The organism is Micromonospora sp. BS32 (assembly GCF_059089345.1).
In genome coordinates, this window is record NZ_JBSSHR010000005.1 from 199,982 (window position 1) to 221,075 (window position 21,094).

Annotated in this window: 23 protein-coding genes and 1 pseudogene; 10 read left to right on the forward strand and 14 right to left on the reverse strand. The window is 75.1% G+C overall.

The window, feature by feature from the left end; all coding sequences use genetic code 11:
• Positions 1-114 precede the first annotated feature (114 nt).
• Complete coding sequence (locus AC5RWQ_RS10660; RefSeq protein ID WP_494282565.1) at positions 115-1,281, forward strand: CaiB/BaiF CoA transferase family protein; 1,167 nt, start codon at positions 115-117, stop codon at positions 1,279-1,281.
• Between the two features lie 142 nt (positions 1,282-1,423).
• Here AC5RWQ_RS10660 and AC5RWQ_RS10665 read toward each other — a convergent pair whose 3' ends face one another.
• Positions 1,424-1,837 (reverse strand): DUF2267 domain-containing protein, encoded by a 414-nt coding sequence (locus tag AC5RWQ_RS10665; RefSeq protein WP_494282566.1) that lies wholly within the window; start codon positions 1,835-1,837, stop codon positions 1,424-1,426.
• 153 nt (positions 1,838-1,990) lie between these two features.
• Here AC5RWQ_RS10665 and AC5RWQ_RS10670 point away from each other — a divergent pair, with 153 nt between their 5' ends.
• Positions 1,991-2,260, forward strand: a complete 270-nt coding sequence (locus tag AC5RWQ_RS10670) for a DUF2795 domain-containing protein (RefSeq protein WP_494282567.1) — start codon at positions 1,991-1,993, stop codon at positions 2,258-2,260.
• Positions 2,261-2,296: 36 nt separating this feature from the next.
• Entirely contained in the window at positions 2,297-2,956 is a 660-nt protein-coding gene (locus AC5RWQ_RS10675) for a DUF1345 domain-containing protein (protein ID WP_494282568.1), read from the forward strand.
• Positions 2,957-3,176: 220 nt separating this feature from the next.
• On the opposite strand, the gene AC5RWQ_RS10680 is transcribed toward AC5RWQ_RS10675, so the two are convergent.
• From AC5RWQ_RS10680 to AC5RWQ_RS10700, 5 genes and pseudogenes are all read right to left on the reverse strand, one after another.
• Positions 3,177-3,824: a hypothetical protein gene (locus AC5RWQ_RS10680; RefSeq protein WP_494282715.1), complete on the reverse strand. Its 648-nt coding sequence runs from the start codon at positions 3,822-3,824 to the stop codon at positions 3,177-3,179.
• Positions 3,825-3,877: 53 nt separating this feature from the next.
• On the reverse strand, positions 3,878-4,849 hold the full coding sequence (locus AC5RWQ_RS10685; protein ID WP_494282569.1) for a pirin family protein: 972 nt from the start codon (positions 4,847-4,849) through the stop codon (positions 3,878-3,880).
• A gap of 52 nt (positions 4,850-4,901) precedes the next feature.
• The gene (locus AC5RWQ_RS10690) at positions 4,902-5,810 is read right to left on the reverse strand and encodes a hypothetical protein (RefSeq protein ID WP_494282570.1); all 909 of its coding nucleotides are present in this window, start codon (positions 5,808-5,810) and stop codon (positions 4,902-4,904) included.
• Positions 5,811-6,205: 395 nt separating this feature from the next.
• Positions 6,206-6,805: a hypothetical protein gene (locus AC5RWQ_RS10695; protein ID WP_494282571.1), complete on the reverse strand. Its 600-nt coding sequence runs from the start codon at positions 6,803-6,805 to the stop codon at positions 6,206-6,208.
• A gap of 722 nt (positions 6,806-7,527) precedes the next feature.
• A pseudogene (locus AC5RWQ_RS10700) lies at positions 7,528-8,305 on the reverse strand (DedA family protein).
• A gap of 77 nt (positions 8,306-8,382) precedes the next feature.
• Here AC5RWQ_RS10700 and AC5RWQ_RS10705 point away from each other — a divergent pair.
• Genes AC5RWQ_RS10705 through AC5RWQ_RS10715 form a run of 3 tightly spaced genes read left to right on the forward strand, consistent with a single transcriptional unit; the run spans position 8,383 to position 10,583 of the window.
• Positions 8,383-9,087 (forward strand): carbon-nitrogen hydrolase family protein, encoded by a 705-nt coding sequence (locus AC5RWQ_RS10705; protein WP_494282572.1) that lies wholly within the window; start codon positions 8,383-8,385, stop codon positions 9,085-9,087.
• Between the two features lie 27 nt (positions 9,088-9,114).
• Positions 9,115-9,762, forward strand: coding sequence for a phosphotransferase (locus tag AC5RWQ_RS10710; protein WP_494282573.1), 648 nt, complete (start codon positions 9,115-9,117; stop codon positions 9,760-9,762).
• Positions 9,759-10,583 carry an MOSC domain-containing protein gene (locus AC5RWQ_RS10715; protein WP_494282574.1) on the forward strand — a complete coding sequence of 275 codons (825 nt, stop codon included), beginning with the start codon at positions 9,759-9,761 and terminating at the stop codon, positions 10,581-10,583. The genes AC5RWQ_RS10710 and AC5RWQ_RS10715 overlap by 4 nt, the downstream gene beginning before the upstream one ends.
• 6 nt (positions 10,584-10,589) lie before the next feature.
• On the opposite strand, the gene AC5RWQ_RS10720 is transcribed toward AC5RWQ_RS10715, so the two are convergent.
• From AC5RWQ_RS10720 to AC5RWQ_RS10745, 6 genes are all read right to left on the reverse strand, one after another.
• The gene (locus tag AC5RWQ_RS10720) at positions 10,590-12,101 is read right to left on the reverse strand and encodes a serine/threonine-protein kinase (protein ID WP_494282575.1); all 1,512 of its coding nucleotides are present in this window, start codon (positions 12,099-12,101) and stop codon (positions 10,590-10,592) included.
• A 127-nt stretch (positions 12,102-12,228) separates the two neighbouring features.
• Positions 12,229-12,432: a hypothetical protein gene (locus AC5RWQ_RS10725; RefSeq protein WP_494282576.1), complete on the reverse strand. Its 204-nt coding sequence runs from the start codon at positions 12,430-12,432 to the stop codon at positions 12,229-12,231.
• Positions 12,433-12,434: 2 nt separating this feature from the next.
• Positions 12,435-13,490 (reverse strand): LacI family DNA-binding transcriptional regulator, encoded by a 1,056-nt coding sequence (locus tag AC5RWQ_RS10730; protein ID WP_494282577.1) that lies wholly within the window; start codon positions 13,488-13,490, stop codon positions 12,435-12,437.
• Between the two features lie 148 nt (positions 13,491-13,638).
• Positions 13,639-14,487, reverse strand: a complete 849-nt coding sequence (locus tag AC5RWQ_RS10735) for an SAM-dependent methyltransferase (protein ID WP_494282578.1) — start codon at positions 14,485-14,487, stop codon at positions 13,639-13,641.
• 97 nt (positions 14,488-14,584) lie between these two features.
• Positions 14,585-15,466 (reverse strand): Sco1979 family transcriptional regulator, encoded by an 882-nt coding sequence (locus AC5RWQ_RS10740; protein ID WP_494282716.1) that lies wholly within the window; start codon positions 15,464-15,466, stop codon positions 14,585-14,587.
• Positions 15,467-15,603: 137 nt separating this feature from the next.
• Positions 15,604-15,843 (reverse strand): DUF397 domain-containing protein, encoded by a 240-nt coding sequence (locus tag AC5RWQ_RS10745; RefSeq protein WP_334490441.1) that lies wholly within the window; start codon positions 15,841-15,843, stop codon positions 15,604-15,606.
• Between the two features lie 267 nt (positions 15,844-16,110).
• Between AC5RWQ_RS10745 and AC5RWQ_RS10750 the strand changes: the two genes are divergently transcribed.
• A complete protein-coding gene (locus AC5RWQ_RS10750) occupies positions 16,111-16,758 on the forward strand; it encodes a GGDEF domain-containing protein (RefSeq protein WP_494282579.1) in 648 nt (215 codons plus the stop codon).
• A 1-nt stretch (position 16,759) separates the two neighbouring features.
• Here the strand turns inward: AC5RWQ_RS10750 and AC5RWQ_RS10755 are convergent, their stop codons facing one another.
• Together AC5RWQ_RS10755 and AC5RWQ_RS10760 are read right to left on the reverse strand one after the other, a co-directional pair.
• Positions 16,760-17,788: a phosphotransferase gene (locus tag AC5RWQ_RS10755; protein WP_494282580.1), complete on the reverse strand. Its 1,029-nt coding sequence runs from the start codon at positions 17,786-17,788 to the stop codon at positions 16,760-16,762.
• Positions 17,789-17,838: 50 nt separating this feature from the next.
• Entirely contained in the window at positions 17,839-18,333 is a 495-nt protein-coding gene (locus AC5RWQ_RS10760; protein WP_494282581.1) for a type II toxin-antitoxin system PemK/MazF family toxin, read from the reverse strand.
• Positions 18,334-18,450: 117 nt separating this feature from the next.
• Between AC5RWQ_RS10760 and AC5RWQ_RS10765 the strand changes: the two genes are divergently transcribed.
• The 3 genes from AC5RWQ_RS10765 (at position 18,451) to AC5RWQ_RS10775 (ending at position 21,075) form a co-directional block, all read left to right on the forward strand.
• The gene (locus AC5RWQ_RS10765) at positions 18,451-19,053 is read left to right on the forward strand and encodes a DUF4291 domain-containing protein (protein ID WP_494282582.1); all 603 of its coding nucleotides are present in this window, start codon (positions 18,451-18,453) and stop codon (positions 19,051-19,053) included.
• A gap of 209 nt (positions 19,054-19,262) precedes the next feature.
• Positions 19,263-19,790 carry an NUDIX hydrolase gene (locus AC5RWQ_RS10770; RefSeq protein ID WP_494282583.1) on the forward strand — a complete coding sequence of 176 codons (528 nt, stop codon included), beginning with the start codon at positions 19,263-19,265 and terminating at the stop codon, positions 19,788-19,790.
• Between the two features lie 37 nt (positions 19,791-19,827).
• The gene (locus tag AC5RWQ_RS10775) at positions 19,828-21,075 is read left to right on the forward strand and encodes a hypothetical protein (protein ID WP_494282584.1); all 1,248 of its coding nucleotides are present in this window, start codon (positions 19,828-19,830) and stop codon (positions 21,073-21,075) included.
• Positions 21,076-21,094 lie beyond the last annotated feature (19 nt).

A 21,094-nucleotide genomic window follows, 5' to 3' on the forward strand; every position in this document is an offset into this window, starting at 1 on the left:
CTCACCCCGTCCGCCAACTCCCGCACCACCTGGTTGCCCTGGTCAACCGCTGTGTGGACGCTTCCGCCGGGCTCGGGTGCGACGCCCCGAGCGGGCTGCGCCTATCGTGGCCCGATGACCGACAATGCCCCCGCCGCTCCGGTCGGCCCACTCACCGGCGTCCGCGTGGTGGAGCTGGCCGGCATCGGACCCGGACCGTTCACCGCGATGATGCTGGCCGATCTCGGCGCGGACGTGGTCCGGGTCGACCGCACCGCCCCGGCCGCCTTCGGCAGCCCGCCGGGCGACCTGCTGAACCGCAACCGCCGGTCGGTGGCCGTCGACCTGAAGTCCGGCGCGGGACGCGAGGTCGTGCTCGCCCTGGTCCGCGGGGCGGACGCGCTGGTCGAGGGGTACCGGCCGGGCGTCACCGAACGGCTCGGCCTCGGCCCGGCGGACTGCCTGGAGGTCAACCCCCGCCTGGTGTACGGCCGGATGACCGGCTGGGGCCAGGACGGTCCGCTCGCCCAGACGGCCGGCCACGACATCGACTACCTGGCGCTGACCGGGGCGCTGCACGGCATCGGCCGCCCCGGTCAGCGCCCGGTGCCGCCGATGAACCTGCTGGGCGACTTCGGCGGCGGCGGCATGATGCTCGCCCTGGGCATCGTCTCCGCCCTGTACGCCGTCCGCGCCGGCGGCCCCGGCCAGGTGGTCGACGCGGCCATCGTCGACGGCGTCTCGGTGCTCAGCACCCAGATCCACGCGCTGCGCCGGTTCGGGATGTGGCAGGACCCGCGCGGGGTGAATCTGCTCGACGGCGGCGCGCCGTTCTACGACACCTACGAGTGCGCCGACGGGCGGCACCTCGCCGTCGGCGCCCTGGAGCCGCGCTTCTACGACGAGCTGGTCCGGCTCACCGGCTTCCCGCTCCCCGGCGACGACGCGCCCGACCGCACGGACCCGGCGAACTGGCCGGCGCTGCGTGCGGCCTGGGCGCGACTGTTCCGTACCCGGACCCGGGACGAGTGGGCCGACCTGCTCGCCACCTCGGATGCCTGCGTCGCGCCGGTGCTGGACTGGCGGGAGGCGCCGGAGCACCCGCACCTCGCCGCCCGGGGCACCTTCGTCACCGAGGACGGGGTGACCCAGCCGGCACCCGCACCCCGGTTCTCGGCCACCCCCACCTCCGTCCGCCGGCCGCCGCCGGAGCCCGGCGAGCACACCGACGAGCTGCTGGCCGAGGCGGGCTTCGACGCCGACCGGATCGCCGCGCTGCGCGCCGCCGGCACGGTCGCCTGAGGACGTTCGACCGCCCGGCGGCCGATGCCTGCCCGCCCGGCCGGGCACGGCCGCCGGGCCGGGCCGGGCACGGCTGCTCGCGCCACTCGGCCCGGCCGCGGCGAGTCGGTGCGGTCAGGCGCGGCGGTGCCGGAGCCCGGGATCAGGCGCGGCGCATCGTGCTGGCACCCGGGGTCAGCGCCGGCTCGACCATCTCCCGGTAGTCGCGGGGCAGTTGGACGACCATGTCGTCGAACTCGCCGCCGGTGATCGCCTCGCGCACGGTCACGAAGACCGCGCGGACCGCGTCCCGGGCCGCCGGCTCGTCGACGTTCGCCCGCCGCCCCACCCGGGCGACGAACTCCGCCGCCCCGAACCGGTCGGCCGCCTCGCCGCTCGGGCTCGGCCGCAGCGCCAGCCGCAACGGGGCGGGTAGCTGCGCGGCCAGGTCGAGCACCTCACCCCCGGTCAGCCGCTCGGCGAGCGTCTCCAGGGTGGCCCGGGTCAGTTCCACCGCCCGCTCCGAGCCGGTCCGAGTCCGCCGGGCGACCTGGTCGACGAAGGTGTCGTAGTCCATGGCGCTGCTCCCTCCGCATGGGGCAGCTCGCGTACCCGGCCCGACGCTCGGAAAACCGGGCGAATTTTCGGGGCGGACGGCGCGTGAGCGGCCGGCGGTCGGGTAACCGCGGCCGGTCGGAACCGGTATCGAGGCGGCGAGGGAGCCCACCCCATGGCGAGTTACACCGACGTCCTGCAGTACCTGTCCAGCCTGGACTACCCGGCGGAGAAGGACGACGTCGTGCGTGAGGCGGAGCGGGAGGGCGCCCCGCCGGAGGTGCTCAAGGCGTTGCGCGCGCTGCCCCCGGTGGACTACGCCAACGGCAACGAGGTGGCCCGCTCCGCCGGCATCGACGCCGCCCCGGAGGTGAGCCGGTCCCAGCGCGCGGCCCAGGCCCGTGACAGGCACCCGCGCGTGTCCCAGCACCTGCGCGGCATCTGACCCGCCGCCGGTGCGCACGGTCGGCGGACGCCTGGCGTGCCACCGGTGATCCGGCGGGCGCCGCACGGGCACACCCCCGCGGTCGTCCAGCTCATCGTCATGGGTCTGATCGGGGTGGTGGCCGCCGGCCTGTGGGCCGCGCTGGTCTCACCCGCGCTGAGCCCGCTGGTCGGCTGGGACGCCGCCGCGGCGAGCTGGCTGGCGCTGGTCTGGCGGACGCTCTGGCCGCTGGACGGCGACCGGACCGCGCGGCTTGCCGTGTACGAGGATCCGAACCGGGCCATCCGGGACATCCTGCTGCTGGTCGCCTGCCTGGCCAGCCTGCTGGCGGTGGTCCTGGTGCTGACCGCGCACGCCACCAGTCCGGGGCTGACCCGGGACCTCTACGGCGGCCTCGCGGTCCTCAGCGTGCTGCTGTCCTGGACCGTCGTACACACCGTCTACACCGCCCGGTACGCCCGGATCTACTACACCGGCGACGACGGCGGCGTGGACTTCCACCAGCCCGGCCGGCCGTGCTACACCGACTTCGCGTACCTGGCGTTCACCGTGGGGGCCACCTTCCAGGTCTCCGACACCGACCTGACCAGCCACGAAATGCGCCGGACGGTGCTGCGGCACGCAATGCTGTCGTACTTGTTCGGCGCGATCATCATCGCCACGACGGTTAACCTGGTGGCCAGTCTGGCCCGGTGAACCCGCTGCCGGTCGAGACGGGCCCGGAAACAGGCGGGCGCCCCGGGCCGCGAACCGCTGACCTGGGGCGCCACGCGCACCTGTTCACCCGGCGAACCGCCGAGAGGTGGACTTTCTTCGCCCGAACCGGGCGGGGCATCTCTGCCACGATCATCATACGACGGGCATCATCCGTACGGCTGATTTTCGGCGGAACTGTGGGACAACGCACCCTCCCCCGTCAGGGGGTCACCTCGGCGTACCGCTGTTCCAGGTCGACCCGGGCGAGCGCCCCGACCAGCCAGGCGAGCCGCTCCGACTCGCCGCTGCCGGCCAGATCGGCCAGGTCGGCGGCGGACCGGCCGAGCCCCAGCCGACGCGCGGCGGTCAGCGCCCGCCGGTCGGCGACCGGCGCCACCTCCCGCCACAGCGCCTGCGTCTCGCGCAGGAACAGGTCGGCCACCTCGTCGTCCACCCCGGGCAGCGCGGTGAGCAACGCCCGCTCGCGGGCCGGGTCGTAGCCGGCCGTCGAGCGCAGCCGGCGCAGGTCGCCCCGGTACCGCTCGACGACGGTGCGGGCCAGGTCACCCAGGACGTCGGCCAGCGCGTCGACGTCGCCGCGCTGGCCGGCGTCGCGCAGCGCCCGTACCCGGTCGGCGTGCAGTGAGCGGGCCAGCCGGGCGGCGCTGTCCCAGCCGTGGTCGGGCAGGGCGTGCGCGGCGTCCACGGCGCGCCGGAAGTCGCCCCGGCGGGCGAGCAGGACGGCCAGGCAGAGCAGCTGGAACAGGCTCGACGGGTTGTTCGTCACCCGGAAGCCGTACTGCTCGGCGAAGCCGCGGTCCCCGGCGAGCCGCCGGACCAGGCGCTTCTGATCCTCGGTACGGGACATCACACTGCGAGTCATGCCCCGCGACTACCCGTCGGGCCGGCGAGCACGCCTGCTCAGCCGCGGAAGCCGCCGCGCCGGTCGCGGGCCTTCAGCCGGGTGGTCGGCAGCTCGGGGGCGGGCAGCGGCGGCGCGTCGTCGTCGGCGACCACGCCGAAGCGGCGACCGGCCATCCACTCCTCCCGCGCCGCGACCACCTCCTCGTGCGAGCGGCCGACGAAGTTCCACCACATGACCAGCGGCTCGTCGAACGGCTCACCGCCGAGCAGCATCAGGCGGGTGCCCGCCTCGGCGGTCAGCTCCACAAGGTCCCGCCCGGCGCCCAGGTAGAGCAGCGCGCCGGGGGCCAGGGAATGGCCCCCCATCCTCGCCGCGCCGGACATCGCCAGCAGCGCGTACTCGAAGTCGGGGCGCAGCCGCAGCGTGGCCGGCGCCGGCCCGCGGGCCTCGAGCTGCGCACCGAGCAGCGGGGTGTGCACCACGGCCGGGGACCGCTCGCCGGCGAGCTCCCCGACGAGGAGGGTGACATCCCAGTCGCCGTCGGACCACCGGGGCAGGTCGGCATGGTGGGCGAAGTCCGCCGCGCCGGCCCGCGCCGGGTCCGGCAGGGCCACCCAGAGCTGGAGGCCGTGCATCAGCGGCGGGCGGGTCGCCGGCGACCGCTCGGAGTGGGCGATGCCGTGGCCGGAGGTCATCACGTTGAGCTGGCCGGGCCGGATCGGCTGGACGTTGCCGAGGCTGTCCCGGTGCACGATCTCGCCGTCCACCAGCCAGGTCACGGTCTGCAGGCCGCTGTGCGGGTGCGGCGGCACCTCCATGCCGGGCCGCTCGGCCACGTCGTCGGGGCCGAAGTGGTCCACGAAGCACCACGCCCCCACCATCCGCCGCTGGCGCTGCGGCAACAGCCGCCGCACGGTGGTGTAGCGGCCCAGCGGAACGTCATGCCCGGGCAACAGCACGCTGCCCGGGTCGACCGGCGCCACGCCGGGTGGTCGGGTCTGCGCCGGCAGCGATTCGGTACGGTCCACCGCCCGACTCTATGCCGCGCGACCCCCTCCCGACCCCCCGGTCGGGTCCGGCTCAGTCCCGGGCGACGGTGACGGTGTTCGCGCCGGCGACCAGGTCGAGGTAGATCCGCGCGACCGAGCGGTCCCAGTTCGGTGAGCCGATCAGCTGACCGGCGGCGACGCCGTCCCGGCGGTCGCCGTACAGCGTGATGCCACCGGCGCCGGAGGCGGCGCGGATCCGGACCGGCGGGCTGCCCGGCGCGCGGACAGCCAACTGGTTCACGCCGCCGCTCATTCGCACCGTCAGGGTGCCGGTCACCTCGGGCAGCCGCAGGTCGACCCGGGTGGCGCCGCCGATCAGCTCCACCCCGGCGAGCCGGGCGCCGGTCAGGTCGAGCAGGTGTTCGCTGGCCCCGCCGACCAGGCGCAGCCGCCAGACCAGCCGGGAGTTGAGGACCACGTCCACGGCGTCCCGCCCGGGCCGGTCGCTCTTCTCCACCCGCAGCTGCACCCGGTCTCCGAGCACCTCCGGCCGCGGCAGCACGCCGGAGTCCACCGGCGCGCTGATCCGGTACAGCTCGTCGCCGAGGTCGTCGGTCCGCAGCCGTACCGCGGTGACCCCGTCGACCAGCTCGAAGGTGGCCCGGCGGCGGCCGGCGACCGGGGCGGTCCCGATCCGCTCGGCGGCCGGCTCGGCCGCGCCCGCCCCGCCCGGTTCCGCGCCGACGGTGTCGCTGGGCAGCCCGCCGCGGCCACCGGAGAAGGCGACCCCGAGCCGGTCCGGGTTGGCCAGCGTGGCGACCACCGCGACCGCGCCCAGCCCCACAACCAGGACCGCCGCCGCGGCCAGCAGCCGGGCCCCACGCGGCCAGGACGGCCGGTACGGCCCGAGCCCGTCGACCGGTTCGCCCGACACCTCGACGACCGGCTCCGGTCGCTGCTCCCCCGCCGTCGCCCCGTGCCGCCGGCCCGGCTCCGCCATGGTGTTCCCCTTCCGCGGTCCCCCCGCCGGAAGTACGTACCCGACGCCCCAACGGATCAGTTCCCCACGCCCACCACCCCAGGCGCTCCCCCGCGCGCCCTTCTGGCCGGCGCGCCCCGCGCCTGCCCTGGCGCGCCCGCTCCTGGCCTCGCACGCCTCCGCCCTCGCCCCTGGCCTCGCGCTTCCCGCCCCTGACCCACCCGTTGATCATGGGGTTACCGGCGGTGTGGATCTCCTCCGCTGCCGTCAACCTCATGATCAACGCGGGTGGGAGGGCGGAGGTGGGGAAATCTTGGACGGTTTGCCGTCAGCTGGGGACCGTAGCCGTCCAGGATTCGGATATGCCGCTGGCCGGCACCCCGTGAGGGGTGCCGGCCAGCGTTCGCTTATCGGGGTCAGCTGTTCCAGTGCTTGGCGACGAGGTCGGCGGCCTGCTGCTCCCACTGGGCGTAGGCGTCCGGGTAGGCGGAGACCTGCACGGTCTGGGCGGCTTCGGTCAGCGGCATGTCCTGCCAGCCGTCGATCTGCTTGAGGCCCTTCTGGAAGGCCATCGTGGAGTAGATCGGGTCGGTGATCTGCTCCGGGCTGCCCCAACCCGAGGACGGGCGCTGCTGGAACAGGCCCAGCGAGTCGTGGTCGTTACGGTCGCCGAGGTGGCCCAGGTTCTCCAGCTTCGACTCCTGCAGGCTGGTGGCGATGGAGATGACCGCGGCCCGCTCGTCCAGACCCGACTTCTTCGTCCCGGCGATGATCGCCTTCACGTTCGCGGTCTGCTCATCGTTCAGGTCGATGCGCGACTGGGCGCCCTGCACACCGTGCGGGATCAGCTTGGCCTTGTCCACGCCCGGCTTGTCGGCCTGCACGGCCACCGCGACGGGCTTGGCGTCCACCGCCGGGGCGGCGTGCGCCTCGGCCATCGGACCGGCGAACACGCCACCGGCGAAGGCCAGACCAGCGATACCCAGAACACTCTTACGCAGCATGGTGGTCTTCATCAGAGAAGCTCCTTCGGGGGTTGGCCCAACCCGAACCAGGGGGACGGTCACGGGCGGGCAAGCACCACGAACAGGGGCGCTCAAAGCACAGGGGAAAGTCTTCGTCCGGCTGGCTTCACGAGCGGGGGCTCGGGCGCCGGGACCATGTGTAACGACCGCCGGCCCGCCATCATTCCGGGGCTTGGCCATCCATCCGGCCAGGCCGGGAGGGGCTGCTAGTGCGGTCGTGCAGAGGATGTAACGACCGCCGGCCCGCCGTCATTCCGGGGCCACCGTATCCATCCGGGCGGGCCGGAGGGGGCTGGTACTGCGGTCGTACGGGATGTGTAACGACCCCGGGCCGGCCACGATTCCGGGCTCAGGGTGCCGCCGGTCACGGGACCTCAGGGCCAGGCCGGCACAGACCCGGCACCCGGCCAAGCCACCGCCCTCCCTGCAGCCCGAACAGCCACGCGAACCCGCGGCGCACCGACAGGACGCGTCACAGACCCCGAACCGGACAACCAACCCACCGTCACCACTCACCCGCCAACCCGACACCCGCGCGCCCCGTCTCCCCGGCCGAACGCGCCACCGAACACCCCGTTGATCAAGAAGTTTGCGCACTCATCGGGCGTCACAGCGTGCCCAAACCTCTTGATCAACAATTTAGTGGAGGGGGTGGCCGGGCGGGGGCGGCTGTCCGCTTACTCCGGCTTCCGGAGCGGGGTCGGGCGACGACGTCAGGGTCGGTCGCGCTCCCAGATGCCGCCGCGGTAGAGGGTGCCCCGGTACTTCCGCTGCTCCCCGGTCGCCAGTGGCGTCGTGGGGCCGCCAGCGGCGGCGCGGGCCCGGCGGACCCGGGTGAACACGAACCAGCCGGCGGCCGCCACGCAGGCGACGATGACGACCTTCTGGAACGACCCGACGTACCCCTCGACGACGTGCCAGTTGTCGCCCAGCAGATAGCCGGCCAGGACGAAGGTGGTGTTCCAGATCAGGCTGCCCAGCGTGGTGTAGAGCAGGAAGGTGGCCATCGGCATCCGTTCCCGGCGGGGATGGAGATGAGGCTGCGGAAGATCGGGATCATCCGGCCGAAGAACACCGCCTTGACGCCGTGCCTGAGAAACCACGCCTCGGTCCGGTCGACGTCGCTCAGCTTCACCAGCGGCAGGCGGGCCACGACGGCGCGCATCCGGTCCCGGCCCAGCGCCGCGCCGATCAGGTAGAGCACCCAGGCGCCGAGCACCGAGCACCGAGCACCGAGCACCGAGCCGAGAGTGGTCCAGAAGATCGCCCGACCAGGCTGATCCGGCCCTGCGCGGCGGTGAAGCCGGCCAGCGGCAGGATCACCTCGCTGGGAATCGGCGGGAAGAGGTTCTCCAGCGCCACCGCCAGCCCCGCCCCCGGACCGCCGAGCCGTTCCACCAGGCCAGTGACATACCCGACCGGACCCTCGGAGGACGGTTCGGCTGCGGACACGACCGTGCGCGGGCTGAGCGCCAGGGAGCCTCTGATCACTCGACAAAGTTTCGAGGCGACACGAAGATCGACCACGACACCCGCCCTATGCTTCGCCGTGACACCGGGAGGAACGGATGCGTACGCCGCTGACCCTCGCGGTCGCCCAGCCGGCCTGCGTACCGGGGGACGTTGCCGCCAACGCGCTCGCGCACGCGGCCGCCGTCCGCGCCGCCGAGGCCCGGCTGGTGCTCTTCCCCGAACTCTCGCTGACCGGGTACGACCTCGACCTGCCCACAGTGGACCCGGCCGATCCACGCCTCGCGCCACTGGTCCGGGCGTGCGCCGACGCCGAGGCCACCGCCCTGGTCGGGGCGCCCGTCGGGGACGACGCCGGGGCGGCGTACCTGGGGATGCTCGTGGTCGACGGGGCCGGCGCGCGGGTGGCGTACCGGAAGATGTTCCTGGGCGGGGCGGAGCCGGAACGGTTCGTCGCGGGCCGCGAGCCGGCGGTGCTGGCGCTCGACGGCTGGCGCCTGGGCCTGGCCATCTGCAAGGACACCGGCGTGCCCGAGCACGCGGCGCGGACCGCGGCGCTCGGCGTCGACGGCTACCTGGCCGGGGTGGTGGAGGCGCCGGCGGACGCGGCCGTACCGGAGCAGCGGGCCCGCCGCATCGCCGCCGACCACGGCATCTGGGTGGCGATGGCGAGTTTCGCCGGCCCGGCCGGTCCGGCCTACCCGCGGACCGCCGGCCGCTCCGCGGTGTGGGATCCGGACGGGACACCGGTGGCGCGGGCGGGCGCCGGCGCCGGTGAGCTGGTTCGGGCGGGGCTGCGCTGACTCGTTCACCGCAACTACCGTGGGACGGTGAGCGTTGATCTCCCGCTGGCCTCCGGCCGGACCGCCGACGTGTACGCCCTCGGCGACCACCGGGTGCTGCGCCGCTACCGCGACGGCGGCGACGTGCGGACCGAGGCGGAGGTGATGAGGTACCTGCGCGGCCACGGGTACCCGGTGCCCGAGGTGTTCCGCGCCGACGGCCCGGAGTTGGAGTTGACCCGGCTCGCCGGCCCGACGCTCACCGAGGCGTTCATCGGCGGCGCCGCTGATGCCCGCTCCGGCGCGCGGATCCTCGCGGACCTGCACCGACGACTGCACGCCCTGCCGGCCCGGCGCTCACCCGATCCGGCCGTGCGGGTGCTGCACCTCGATCTGCACCCGGGCAACGTCCTGCTGACCGCCGACGGTCCGGCGGTGATCGACTGGCGCGATACGACGGAGGGTCCACCGGAGCTGGACGGGGCGATGACCGCGCTGATCGTCGCCGAGGTGGCCACCGACCCGACGTCCGCGCTGGCCGGGCCGGCTCGGGCGCTGCTGGCGGCGTTCCTGGCGGAGGCCGGGCCGCCGCGACTGCTGGCCAAGGCCGTCGCCCGGCGGCGCGGCGCCGGGCCACTCGGCGACGATCGGCTGGCCGAGGCCGCGGCGCTGGTCCGATCGGTGGCGCACCGATGACCGGTCGCGTCGCCCAGCTGCGCCGCTACCCGGTCAAGTCGATGCTGGGCGAGGCACTGCACACGGTGGACGTCGACGAACGCGGCCTGTGCGGCGACCGGCGGCTGGCCGTGCTGGACCCGGCGACGGGCCGGGTGGCCAGCGCCAAGCAGCCCCGGCTCTGGCGCGGCCTGCTCACCGTCCGGGCGGTGGGCGCGGCACCCGACGTGGGCCGCCTGCTCCTCCCCGACGGCACCACCCTGTCCACCTCGGACGCGTCGGTCCACGAGGCGCTCTCCACGCTGCTGGGCCGGCCGGTGACGCTGACCGGCGCCGTACCCGCCGAGGCCGTGCTGGACCGGGCGGACCCGGACGCGGTGCTGGCGGCCGGGATCGAGGCGACGGTGCCCGCGACGCCCGGTGCGCTGGGCGGGGCCGCCCCGCCGGGCAGTCTGGTCGACTTCGCGCCGGTCCACCTGATCGCCTCGGCCACGCTGGACGCGATCCGCACCGCCGGTGGGGGCGGACATCCGGCGCGCTACCGGCCGAACCTGGTGGTCGAGTCCGCCGGCGGCGGCTTCGTGGAGAACGACTGGGTGGGGCGCGAGCTGCGGATCGGCGCCGAGCTGACGCTGCGGGTGCTGGCGCCGACCCCGCGCTGCGCGGTGCCCACGCTCGCCCACGGTCTCCTCCCCGGCGAGCCGGAGGCGCTGCGGGCGCCGGCCCGGCTCAACCGGGTGGTGCCGCTGCCCGGCCTCGGCCCGCAGCCGTGCGTCGGGGCGTACGCGGTGGTGGCCCGGGGTGGTCGGGTCAGGGTCGGCGACCCGGTCGAGCTGGTCTGAGCGCGATCAGCCGTTTCCCCGCGAACGGGGCCAGGCGGCCAGCAGCTCGCGCAGGTCGTCCGCCGTGCCGTCGTCGATCCGGTCACGCGCGACGCCCTCGGTGATGAGGTCGGTCAGTTCACCCAGCCGCTTGGTCCGGTCCTTGGGCTTGCCCTCCACCAGTTCGTACAGCTTGTCCCGCAGCTGGTCGGCGGTCCGGCCGTCCAGCTCGCCGCCGCTCTCCGCGGCGTCGAGCACCGCGGAGAAACCGGCGGCGAGCTCACCGGCCGTCCGGGGCGCCGGCCGCTCACCCCGGGACGGAGCGGCGGGGGTCGGGTCGACGGTCGCACTGAGCGGCGCGGTCGGGGTCGGCGCGGTGGTGCCCGGCTCGTCCTCCACCGGCGCCACGGTCAGCGGCGCAGCCGGGGTGCGTTCGGTGGCGGGGTCGTCGTCGAGGGCGAACACGCCGACCACCCCGACGATCAGGGCGAGCCCGGCCGCGACCAGCACCCCGAGCAGGCGGTTCGACCGCCGCGCCGGGAGCACGCCGGCCGGCCGGTACGACGGGCCGAGCTCGACGGCGTCCACCGGCCGGGCGGTCGCCAGGACGCGGTCGATCAGGGTCGGCGGGTGCGGCTCGCCGGCGTCGGCGGCCCGTTCCCGTCCGGCGACGGTGGGCAGCACCGAGGTGACCGGCTCGACCGAGCGGCCGGCGCCGAACCGGGTGGCGAGCTGTCCGGCGGTGGGCCGTCTCCCCGGGTCGGCGTCCAGGCAGGCCAGGGTCAGCGCGGCGAGGTCGGCGGGGAGGCCGGGGATGCACAGCGGCGGCACCGGGGCCCGCCGGGCGTGCACCTCCAGCGCGTCCTCCCAGGTCTGCACGGGCAGCGGGGCTCGGCCGGTCAGGCTGCGGTAGAGCAGGGCGCCCAGGGCGTACACGTCGCTGGCCGGGTTGGGCGGGCCGGGCGTCATCCGCTCCGGGGCGAAGTAGGCGGGTGTGCCCATCATCAGCTCGCCGGGCTGGCCGGTGAGCGGGGAACGCGGACCGGCCAGGGCGGCGATGCCGAAGTCGAGCACCTTGGCGCCGGTCTCGGTGAGCATCACGTTCGCCGGCTTCACGTCGCGGTGCACCACGCCGAGCCGGTGCGCGGCGGCCAGCGCGGCCGCCACCTGACCCGCGGTCCGGACGGCGTCCGGCCAGGCCAACGGGCCGGCGGAGAGACGGTCGGCCAGGCTGCGCCCCTCGACGAGCTCCATCACCAGGTACGGCACGACGGCGCCGCCGGGCAGCGGCGCCTCGCCGTAGTCGTACACCTGGGTCACGTGCGGGTGGGTGAGCCGGGCGGCGGCGCGCGCCTCGCGCTGGATGGTGGCGCGCAGCTCCGGGTCGGCGACGAGGGGCGTCGCGAGCGCCTTGACGGCGACCGGACGGTGCAGGACCTCATCGTCGGCGCGCCACACCTCGGCCATCCCGCCGAGGCCGATGCGCTCGCGGAGGACGTACCGATCGTGCAGCCGCAGGGTGGGCGTGAACGACGACATGGTGGCCCAGTCTGCCGGGACCGCCCGGGTGGACACCAGCCGTGGTGCCCTTTTGATACCCGCGTGTCGGCGATTATCCCGGTATGCGAGCCGCCCGAGTGGCCCCGACCACCCGGGCGGCGGCGGGTCAGGGCCGGCAGGGCGGGACCGGCGCGACCGCCGGTTCCATCACATTGGCGAGGCGGCGCAGCACGCCGGCGACGGCCAGCCGGGTCGGTGCGAAACGGTCACGACGCAGCGGGTCGGGGCGGACCGGCGCGTCCGGCCGGGCCGAGTTGACGTGCCGGTGGACCGCGTCGAGGGCGAGGATGAAACCGGTCGGCTGTTCCATGGTCAACTCCTGGGGACGGGACGGGTGGACGTACGGACGACGAGTTCGGTGCGGAGCAGGACGTGTCCGGCGGCCGGTTCCGCGGGCGGGTCGAGCAGCAGCGCGGCGGCGATCCGGCCCTTCTCCTCCGCCGGCTGCCGGACGGTGGTGAGACCGGCAGCGGCGGCGTCGGGAACGTCGTCGAAGCCGGTCACCGAGACGTCGGCGGCCCGGCCGGCCAGGGCGTCCAGGACGCCGAGGGCCAGCACGTCGGAGCAGGCGAGCACCGCGGTCGGCGGCTGGTCGCCGACGAACACGTCGGCGATCGCCGCCGCGCCGGCGGCCCGGCTGTTGCCGGCGGCGTTGAGCAGTGTCAGGTCGCCCCAGCCGACGCCCACGGCGGCCAGCGCGTCGGCGAAGCCGGCCAGCCGCTGGCGGGTGGTGGGATGCGGGACGTCGTCGACGCTGGACAGCCGCAGTGCACCGACCGGGGCGTCCGGCCGGACGCTGTCGCCGAGCAGCGCCACCCGCCGGTGGCCGAGGCTCACCAGATGGTCGGCGGCGGCCCGGGCGGCGGCCCGCTCGTCGATGCCGACGTAGCGGTCCGCGCCGGCGTCCGGCCGGGGCGCCGTGGTGACGAAGGGCAGGCCGCGCCGCCGGATGACGTCCGGCGCCCAGCTCTCGTCGTCGGCGCAGTAGACGCAGAAGCCGTCGACCGCGGCGTTCTCCACGGCGACCCTCGCCTGCGTCGGGTCGGTCGGCAGCGGCACGAGCAGCAGGCTGGTGCCGTGCCGCTCGGCGGACTCGGCCACGCCGGCCAGGAACCGGACGGCGAACGGGTCGGTGAAGGCGTACGACAGCTGCGAGGTGAAGAGCACCCCGATGGCGCCGACCACGCCCCGGCGCAGCGAGCGGGCCGTCGGGTTGGGACCGGGGTAGTCGAGCTGCCGGGCGGCCTCCAGGATGCGGGCGCGCAGCGCGGCGGAGAGCTGGTCGGGGCGGCAGTAGGCGTTGGACACGGTGCTGCGGGAGACGCCCACCGCGGTCGCCACGTCCTGCAACGTCGGCTTCGACTTCACTCCGCCAACCCTTCTGGATCGATTCAGTCTGTATCGATTCAGAGATTAGCCGGAGCCGACGTCGGCGGTCAACCACAGAGGACGAAGACGGCGAACGACGCCGGCCGGAGCCGACGCCGTCATGGTGCGGCCCGCCGTCGTGGCGGGGTCAGGGCTTGCGGGCCACCCCGCCGTACATGCTCACCTCGACCACCGACGGACGCGGCTGCGGCTCGCCCTCGGCCCGCCACTCGGCGACCGAGCGGATCCCCGGCTCGACCAGCTCCAGGCCGTCGAAGAAACGGGTGAACTCGGCCAGGCTGCGCAGGTTGATCGTGCCGTGCGGGCCGCCGCCCCGGGCGGCCGCCCTGGCCTCCTCGGCCAGGTGCGGGGGCAGGTAGTCGTGGGTGGCGTGCGAGGCGGCCAGGTAGCTGCCCGGCGGCAGCGCGTCGAGCAGGCGGGCGACCACCGCGTACGGGTCGTCGCCGTCCGGGACGAAGTGCAGGATGGCCACCAGCATCAGTGCCACCGGCTGCGACAGGTCGATGGTGCCGCGCAGATCCGGGTGGGTGAGGATCTTCTCCGGGTCGCGCAGGTCGGCGTCGATGTATGCGGTGGCGCCGTCGCCCGAGCTGGTCAGCAGCGCCCGCGCGTGGGCCAGCACGATCGGGTCGTTGTCCACGTAGACCACCCGTGACTCCGCGGCCACGGACTGGGCCACCTCGTGGGTGTTGTTCGCGGTCGGGATGCCGGTGCCGATGTCGAGGAACTGCCGGATGCCGGCCTCACGGGCCAGATGGCCGACCGCACGCTGGAGGAAGCGCCGGTTCTCCAGGGCGGACGTGCGGATGGTCGAGAACGCCGCGGCCATGGCGTCGCCGGAGTCCCGGTCGGCCTGGAAGTTGTCCTTGCCGCCGAGCCAGTAGTTGTACCGACGGGCCGGATGGGCGACGGAGGTGTCGATCCGGTCGCTCGGGTGGGCGGTGCCCGGGGCCTCGGTGGTCACAGTCGCCTCCATGACTCTGCGCCATCGGTCGGGATGGCGTCCGTCCACTGTCGCCGGTCGCGACCATGGTAAGGCCAGTCGCGGCCCGGAGGTCGCCCCGGGCGAGGCGTCACGCTGGGTAGAGCTGATCGCGCAGCCGGGTGAGGATCTCGGGCGTACGCTCCGGCGGCGCGGCCTCCACGCAGAGCCGCTCCATGGCGACCGCGTAGTAGTCGAGGTCCTCGCGCTTGTCGAGGTAGATCGCGCTGGTGAGCTGTTCGATGTAGACGATGTCCGGCAGGTCGTCGTCGCCGAACCGCAGGATGGTGAAGGCGCCGCTCGCGGCGGCGTGCCCACCGGCGTCGAACGGGATGACCTGCACCCGCACGTGCGGGCTCGAGGTGGCCTCGATCAGCGCGGTGAGCTGCGCGCGCATCACCTGCGGGCCACCCATCGGTCGGCGCAGGGCGGCCTCGTCCACCACCGCCCAGAGCTGCGGCGGGTCGGCGCGGTGGAGCAGCTGCTGGCGCTGCATGCGCAGCTCCACCCGCCGCTCGATCTCCGCGGCCGAGGCGCCGCGGTGCCCGAGCAGGACGACCGCCCGGGCGTACTCCGGGGTCTGCAGCAGCCCGGGGACGAACTGCACCTCGTAGCTGCGGATCATCGCCGCCGCGGCCTCCAGCCCCAGGTACGACTGGAACCAGCTGGGCAGCACGTCGCCGTACCGGTGCCACCAGCCGGGGCTGTTGGCGTCCCGGGCGAGCTTGAGCAGCGCCGTGCGCTCGTCGGCGGCGGTCACGCCGTAGAGGGTCAGCAGGTCGGCGACGTCACGCTCCTTGAAACCGACCCGGCCCAGCTCCATCCGGCTGATCTTGGATTCGGAGGACCGGATCTCCCAGCCGGCGCCCTCACGGGAGACTCCGCTGGCCTCCCGCAGCCGGCGCAGCTGGGCGCCGAGCAGCATGCGCAGCACGGTCGGCCCGGTGGCCGGGCCGCCGTCGGCGGAAACCATCGTCACGTGCCGCCCCTCCGCGTACGCGTCAGATCGGTCGCCAGGCCCCCGCCCGACCGACGAGTAAGCATGCCATGGACCGACGGTGAGATGAACTCCTCCGGACGGACGATCGGTCCCGTGGACGGGATCGACGATCAGTCGATGAGGTGGTCGAAGTCGCCGTCCCGGGCGCCGAGGACGAAGGCCGCGATCTCGTCCACCGTGTAGATCAGTGCCGGGCCCTCGGGGTGCCGCGAGTTGCGCACCGCGATGCCGGCCCCGCCGGGCAGTGGGGCCAGCTCGACGCAGTTGCCGCTGGGGTTGCTCCGCCGGCTCTTCTGCCACCGCAGCGGGGGTAGCTGGGTGGTCGGCACGCCGTTCTGAGGCTGCTGCATGAGGCGTCTTTCTGTGAGGAGCGCCGGCGTCGCGAGTGGACGGTGCCGCGGCGGCAGGGGCCACGTGACAACGGATCCGGGCCATTCTGCACGTGCATCTGCTATTGCATCTGCATCGGACAGCGAGCATGATAACGCACGTGCACGGTGCCCATCCGTTCACTTTGGGTTACCCCACCCGGGCAGCCACCTGGGAAAACGACGGGTCGGCGCGGCGCAACGGCCGCACCCCGCCCGGTCCTGCGCCGACGCCGCGAGGGAGGGCTCGTGCCGGATCCGTTGACCGTCGCATCCGGCATCTCCGCGGCGGGGACCCTCGTCTCCGTGTGGCAGCTGCGCCGACGCGCCCTGCGGGCCGAGGCCGAGATCGAGCAGCTCCAGGCCGAGCTCGCCGCCGAACGGCACGCGGCGAGCCACGATCCGCTCACCGGGCTGCCCAACCGGCGGGCCTTCCACCGACTGGCCGCCGCCCTGCTCACCGAGCCGGGCGGGCCGCCGCTGATCGCCGTGGTGCTCGACCTCAACGATTTCAAGCAGGTCAACGACCGCTACGGACACGCCGCCGGGGACCAGGTGCTGATCAGCGTCGCCCAACGGCTCGCCGCCTTCGCCGGCGACAACCTGGTCGCCCGGCTCGGCGGCGACGAGTTCGCCGGCCTGCTCAGCAGCCCCTCGGTCGACCGACGCTGGATCGACCACGCCACCCGGCGGCTCTGCGAGGCGATGGCCGCGCCCATTCCGCTCGGCGGGCGCAGCGTCCGGGTCACCGCCTCCGTCGGCCTCGCCCCGGTCACCGGTGCGACCCAGCTCGCCGAGGCACTGTGCCGGGCCGACGCGGCGATGTACCGGGCCAAGGGGGTCGACGCGCGCCGCCCACCGCGGCAGCTGCACGCCACCCGACTGGCGGAGTGCTGAGTCAGCCCGCGGTGGACGGGTCGAGCCGACCGAGGTCGCGCAGCGCCGCCGCGGCGAGGGTGACCAGGCCGACGGGACAGCGCAGCCCCCGGACGATCCGCAGCGCGAAGGCCCGCTCCGCGTCGTCGTAGCCGGGGTCGAGGGCCTGGGCCGTCCAACTCGAGAGGTCGTCCAGCGCCCGCACCGTGAGGTGGTAGGCCAGCCGGACCGAATCGGGATCGACCGGGCCGTACCCGGCGAAGAAGGCGGCCCGCTCGACCGGGGTGACCGGGGCGAAGGCCAGCACCCCGACGGTGACGAACATCAGGTCCCGTTCCCGCGGGGCGAGCACCGCGTCGTCCCAGTCGATCAACCAGACCCGCCCGCCGGCACCGAGCATCAGATTGCCCAGGTGCGGATCGCCGTGACACACCACCGGGCCGACCGCCCGGGAGCGCAGCTCGGCACCGAGCACGTCCGCCTCGGCCAGCAGGGCCGCCACCAGGTCGGCCGCGTCCCGCCACTCGCGGGCGGCGTCGCGGGCCACCTCGTCGGCCGCGCCGGCGGGGCCGGCCACCAGCTGCCCGGTCCGCCGGACGGCTGCGGCGACCGGCCGGTGGGCGTGGTCCTCGACCGGCAGCAGCCGGGCCAGGTCGTCGCCGACCTCGGTGGCGTGCACCGCGGCCAGCACCTCGCCGAAGGCGCGCCAGTGGGCGGTCTCCATCCCGCCGTCGAGGGCCCGCCGGTCGGAGACCCACGGCACCACCGACAGCCGGCGCCCGCCGCGGATCCGCCAGGCCGCGCCGTCGTCGGTGGCCAGCGGGGCGGCGATTCCCGGCACGCCCCGGCCGGCGAGGTACGCCGAGGCGACCAGCCCCGCCGGCGTGCCGCCACCGCTCAGCTTGACCGCCCAGCGGGATCCGTCATCGGCGACCCCGCGCCACAGCTCGGCCGACTCGTCCGCGCCGAGATCCACCCGTTCCACGGTGGTGAGGTCGACGCCGAAGTCATCGGCGACCCAGTCCGCCACCTGCCTGCCCGCGTCGTCCACCGGCACACCATGCCACCCGGCCGGTACGCGAGGCGACCCGGTTGCGGCGGTCAACGCCAGCCGTAGCCGGCGCGCAGCGCCTGACCGACCCGGTCGAAGCGGCCCCGGTCCAGCACCGCGCCCTCCCGGCGGATGCTGTCCTCCCGCATGGTGAGGACCCGGTCGAGGCGCACCCAGCTGGGCCGGCTGTCCCGGTCCCACTCCCCCGGGCCGAGCGACAGCCAGTGCCGCTGGCCGTCCCGCTCGCCCTGGCTGGAGAGCATCAGCCCGAACAGCGTCCGGCTCTGCCGGCCGACCACCAGCACCGGCCGGTCCTTGCCCTGCCTCGGGTCGTCCTCGTAGGGCACCCAGGTCCAGACGATCTCCCCCGGGTCGGCCTGGCCGTCCAGCTCGGGGGCGTACGCCAGCTCCCGACGTTGCAGGGCACTGACCTGCCGCCGCCGCGCCACCTGGGCCGGGATCGGACCGGCGGTACGCTGCTGCGCGCCGGCGCCACCGGTCACCCGGCCGAGCCGGGCGGCCACGTTCCTCAACAGACCTGCCACGGCGGGCAGCCTAACGCCCCGCCGCCGGGCACCGCCGGGCGGCGGCCCCGCGCCGATCACGGCGCCGGGAGCGCAAACCGATGGACCGACGGGAGGCGCAGCGGCGAGGATCCGGCGGTGGACATCCCCCAGCGGCAGATCCGGGCCGACTTCACCGACACGGCGATCGTGGTCTACCAGGCGTACCCGCCGGACATCGCGGAGGCCGCGCTGGCCGAGGGACGGTTCGTGCCGCCGTTCCGGCGTGGCCGGATGACCTGGATCAAGCCGTCGTTCCGGTGGCTGATGTACCGCTGCGGCTGGGCCGGCAAGCCGGGCCAGGAGCGGGTCCTCGCGGTCGAGCTGACCCGGGCCGGGTTCGAGGAGGCGCTCGGCCGGGCCTGCCCGAGCAGTTACCGGCCGGGACGGCATGCCGACCGCGCGACCTGGGCCCGCGAGCTGAAGACCAGCGACGTACGGGTGCAGTGGGACCCGGAGCGGTCGCTGCGGCTGGCGCCGCTGCCGTACCGGTCCCTCCAGCTCGGACTCTCCGGCGCGACCGCCGACCGGTACGTCGACGAGTGGCTCGTCGGGCTGACCGACCTCACCGCCCGGGCCCGGGAGATCCGCGCGCTGCTCGATGCCGGTGACGACACCGCCGCGGCGGCGGCCCTCCCGCCGGAGCGTCCCTATCCACTGCCGCACGAGCTGGCGGCCAGAATCGACGCGACGTCCACCTGAACCGGCGAGGCAGGGCCGAGGCGACGCGGAGGTCCGCCGCCGGCCCGGCGGATCGGCGCGGAGACCGCCGGGCGAGTAGGCGAGGATGGCGTCGGCGAGGCCGGTGGGCCGACCCTCGACGGGGACGGCCGCCACCGCGCCGGACAGATCCGCCACGCCCCGTCCCCGGCACCGGGTCCAGGTCCGCGGGGGCACCGGGAAGGAGACCGATGACCGAGCTGCCCGACAACCTCCCCGACGACCTGCCCGTCGTCGTCCGCACCGCCGTGCGGCTGGTGGTGCGCGACCGGGACGACAGGGTGCTGCTGTTCCACACCCGCGACCCGGACCACCCCAGGCTGGGCACCTGGTGGGAACTGCCCGGCGGCGGGATGGACCCGGGCGAGACGTACGCCGACACGGCGCTGCGCGAGCTGCGCGAGGAGACCGGCATCGTGGTCACCGCCGACCGGCTGGGCCCGCCCCGGTGGCGACGCCGGGCCAGCTTCATCCACCGCTGGCGGCGCCACGTCCAGGACGAGGTGGTGCTGACCGTACGGCTCGACGTGCCCGGCCCGGACGTCGACGGCGCCGAGCGTCTCGACTACGAGGTGGAGGACTACTTCGGGTTCCGCTGGTGGCCGGTCGAGGAGGTGGTGGCAAGTCGGGAACGGTTCTATCCGGGCCGGCTGCCCGGCCTGCTCGCCCCGTTCCTGGCCGGCGAGGAGATCGATGAGCCGTTCGAACTCTTCTCCTGACATGCCGAGCGGGCCGGCGGTGGGCACAGTGGGAGGCATGACGACGACCCCGTACGCCCCACTGGCCCGGTACGCGGCCCGGCTGCACGCCGCCATCGGCGACCGGCACCACGTCGCCTCCCCGCTCGGCGCCTGGTTGCTGCTGGCGCTGGCCGCGCCGGCGGCGACCGGCCCGGTCCGCGCGGAGCTCGACGACGTGCTGGGCACCGACGCGGGCACCGCCGCCGCGACGGCCGCCGCCCTGCTGGACCACCCGCACCCGCTGGTCCCCTCCGCCAGCGCCGTCTGGCACCGGCCCGGGTACGACGCCGGTCCGCTGGCCGACTGGCGGGCCGGGCTGCCCCACGCGACGGCGACCGGGCCGCTGCCGGGCCAGGCGGCGCTGGACGCCTGGGCGCGGGAACACACCCTCGGGCTGATCGAACGGTTCGCGCTGACCGTGTCGCCCCGGGTGGTGCTCGCGCTGGCCAGCGCCCTGGCCACCCGGATCTCCTGGGCCGACCCGTTCGACCTCGTGCCGGCCACGGCGCTGGGGGCGGGCGGCGCCTGGGCCGGCCGGCTGGGCCAGGCGCTGCGCACCCCGGAACGTGGGCACCGGGCCTGGATCGCGGCCACCGACGCCGCCGGGGACGTCGCGGTGCACGCGGCGCCGGCGGTGCAGGCCGACGGGGCGGGCCTGGTCGTGGTGTCCGTGGCCGCCGATCCGGAGCTGCCGGCGGCCCGGGTGCTCGCCGCCGCCTACGAGGTGGCCGGGGCGGCGGTCGACGAGCAGTCCGAGCCCGCCGGGCGCCGGTCGCTGTTCGACCTGCCGCTGGGCGAGGGTCCGCTCTGGTCGCTGCGGGAGGAGCGGCGGCCCACCCGGGCGCCCGGCGGCCGGGAGGAGCGGCACGCCGCCGTGCTGCCCTGCTGGTCGGCGACCGACGAGCACGACCTGACCGCCCCGGCGCTGGGCTTCCCGGTGGTGTCCCGGGTGCTGGCCGGGCTGCTCGGCGAGGCGGAGCTGGACGTGCGGGCGCGCCAGGCGGCGATGGCCCGCTACGGCCGGTACGGCTTCGAGGCGGCCGCCGTCACCGCGGCGTTCGCCCTGGTCAGCATGGCGCCGGAGGGCGTGGTACGCAGCGCGGAGCTGCGCTTCGGCCACCCGTACGCGGTGGTCGCGGTGACCACCGACCGGCGCGGCGGCGGCACCGGGCCGTGGCACGGGGTGCCGGTCTTCTCGGCCTGGGTGGCCGAGCCGGAGGAGCCCGCGCAGAGTGACCGGGTCGACCCGCCCGGAGGGTTCTGACCGCGCGGGCGGACCTCCG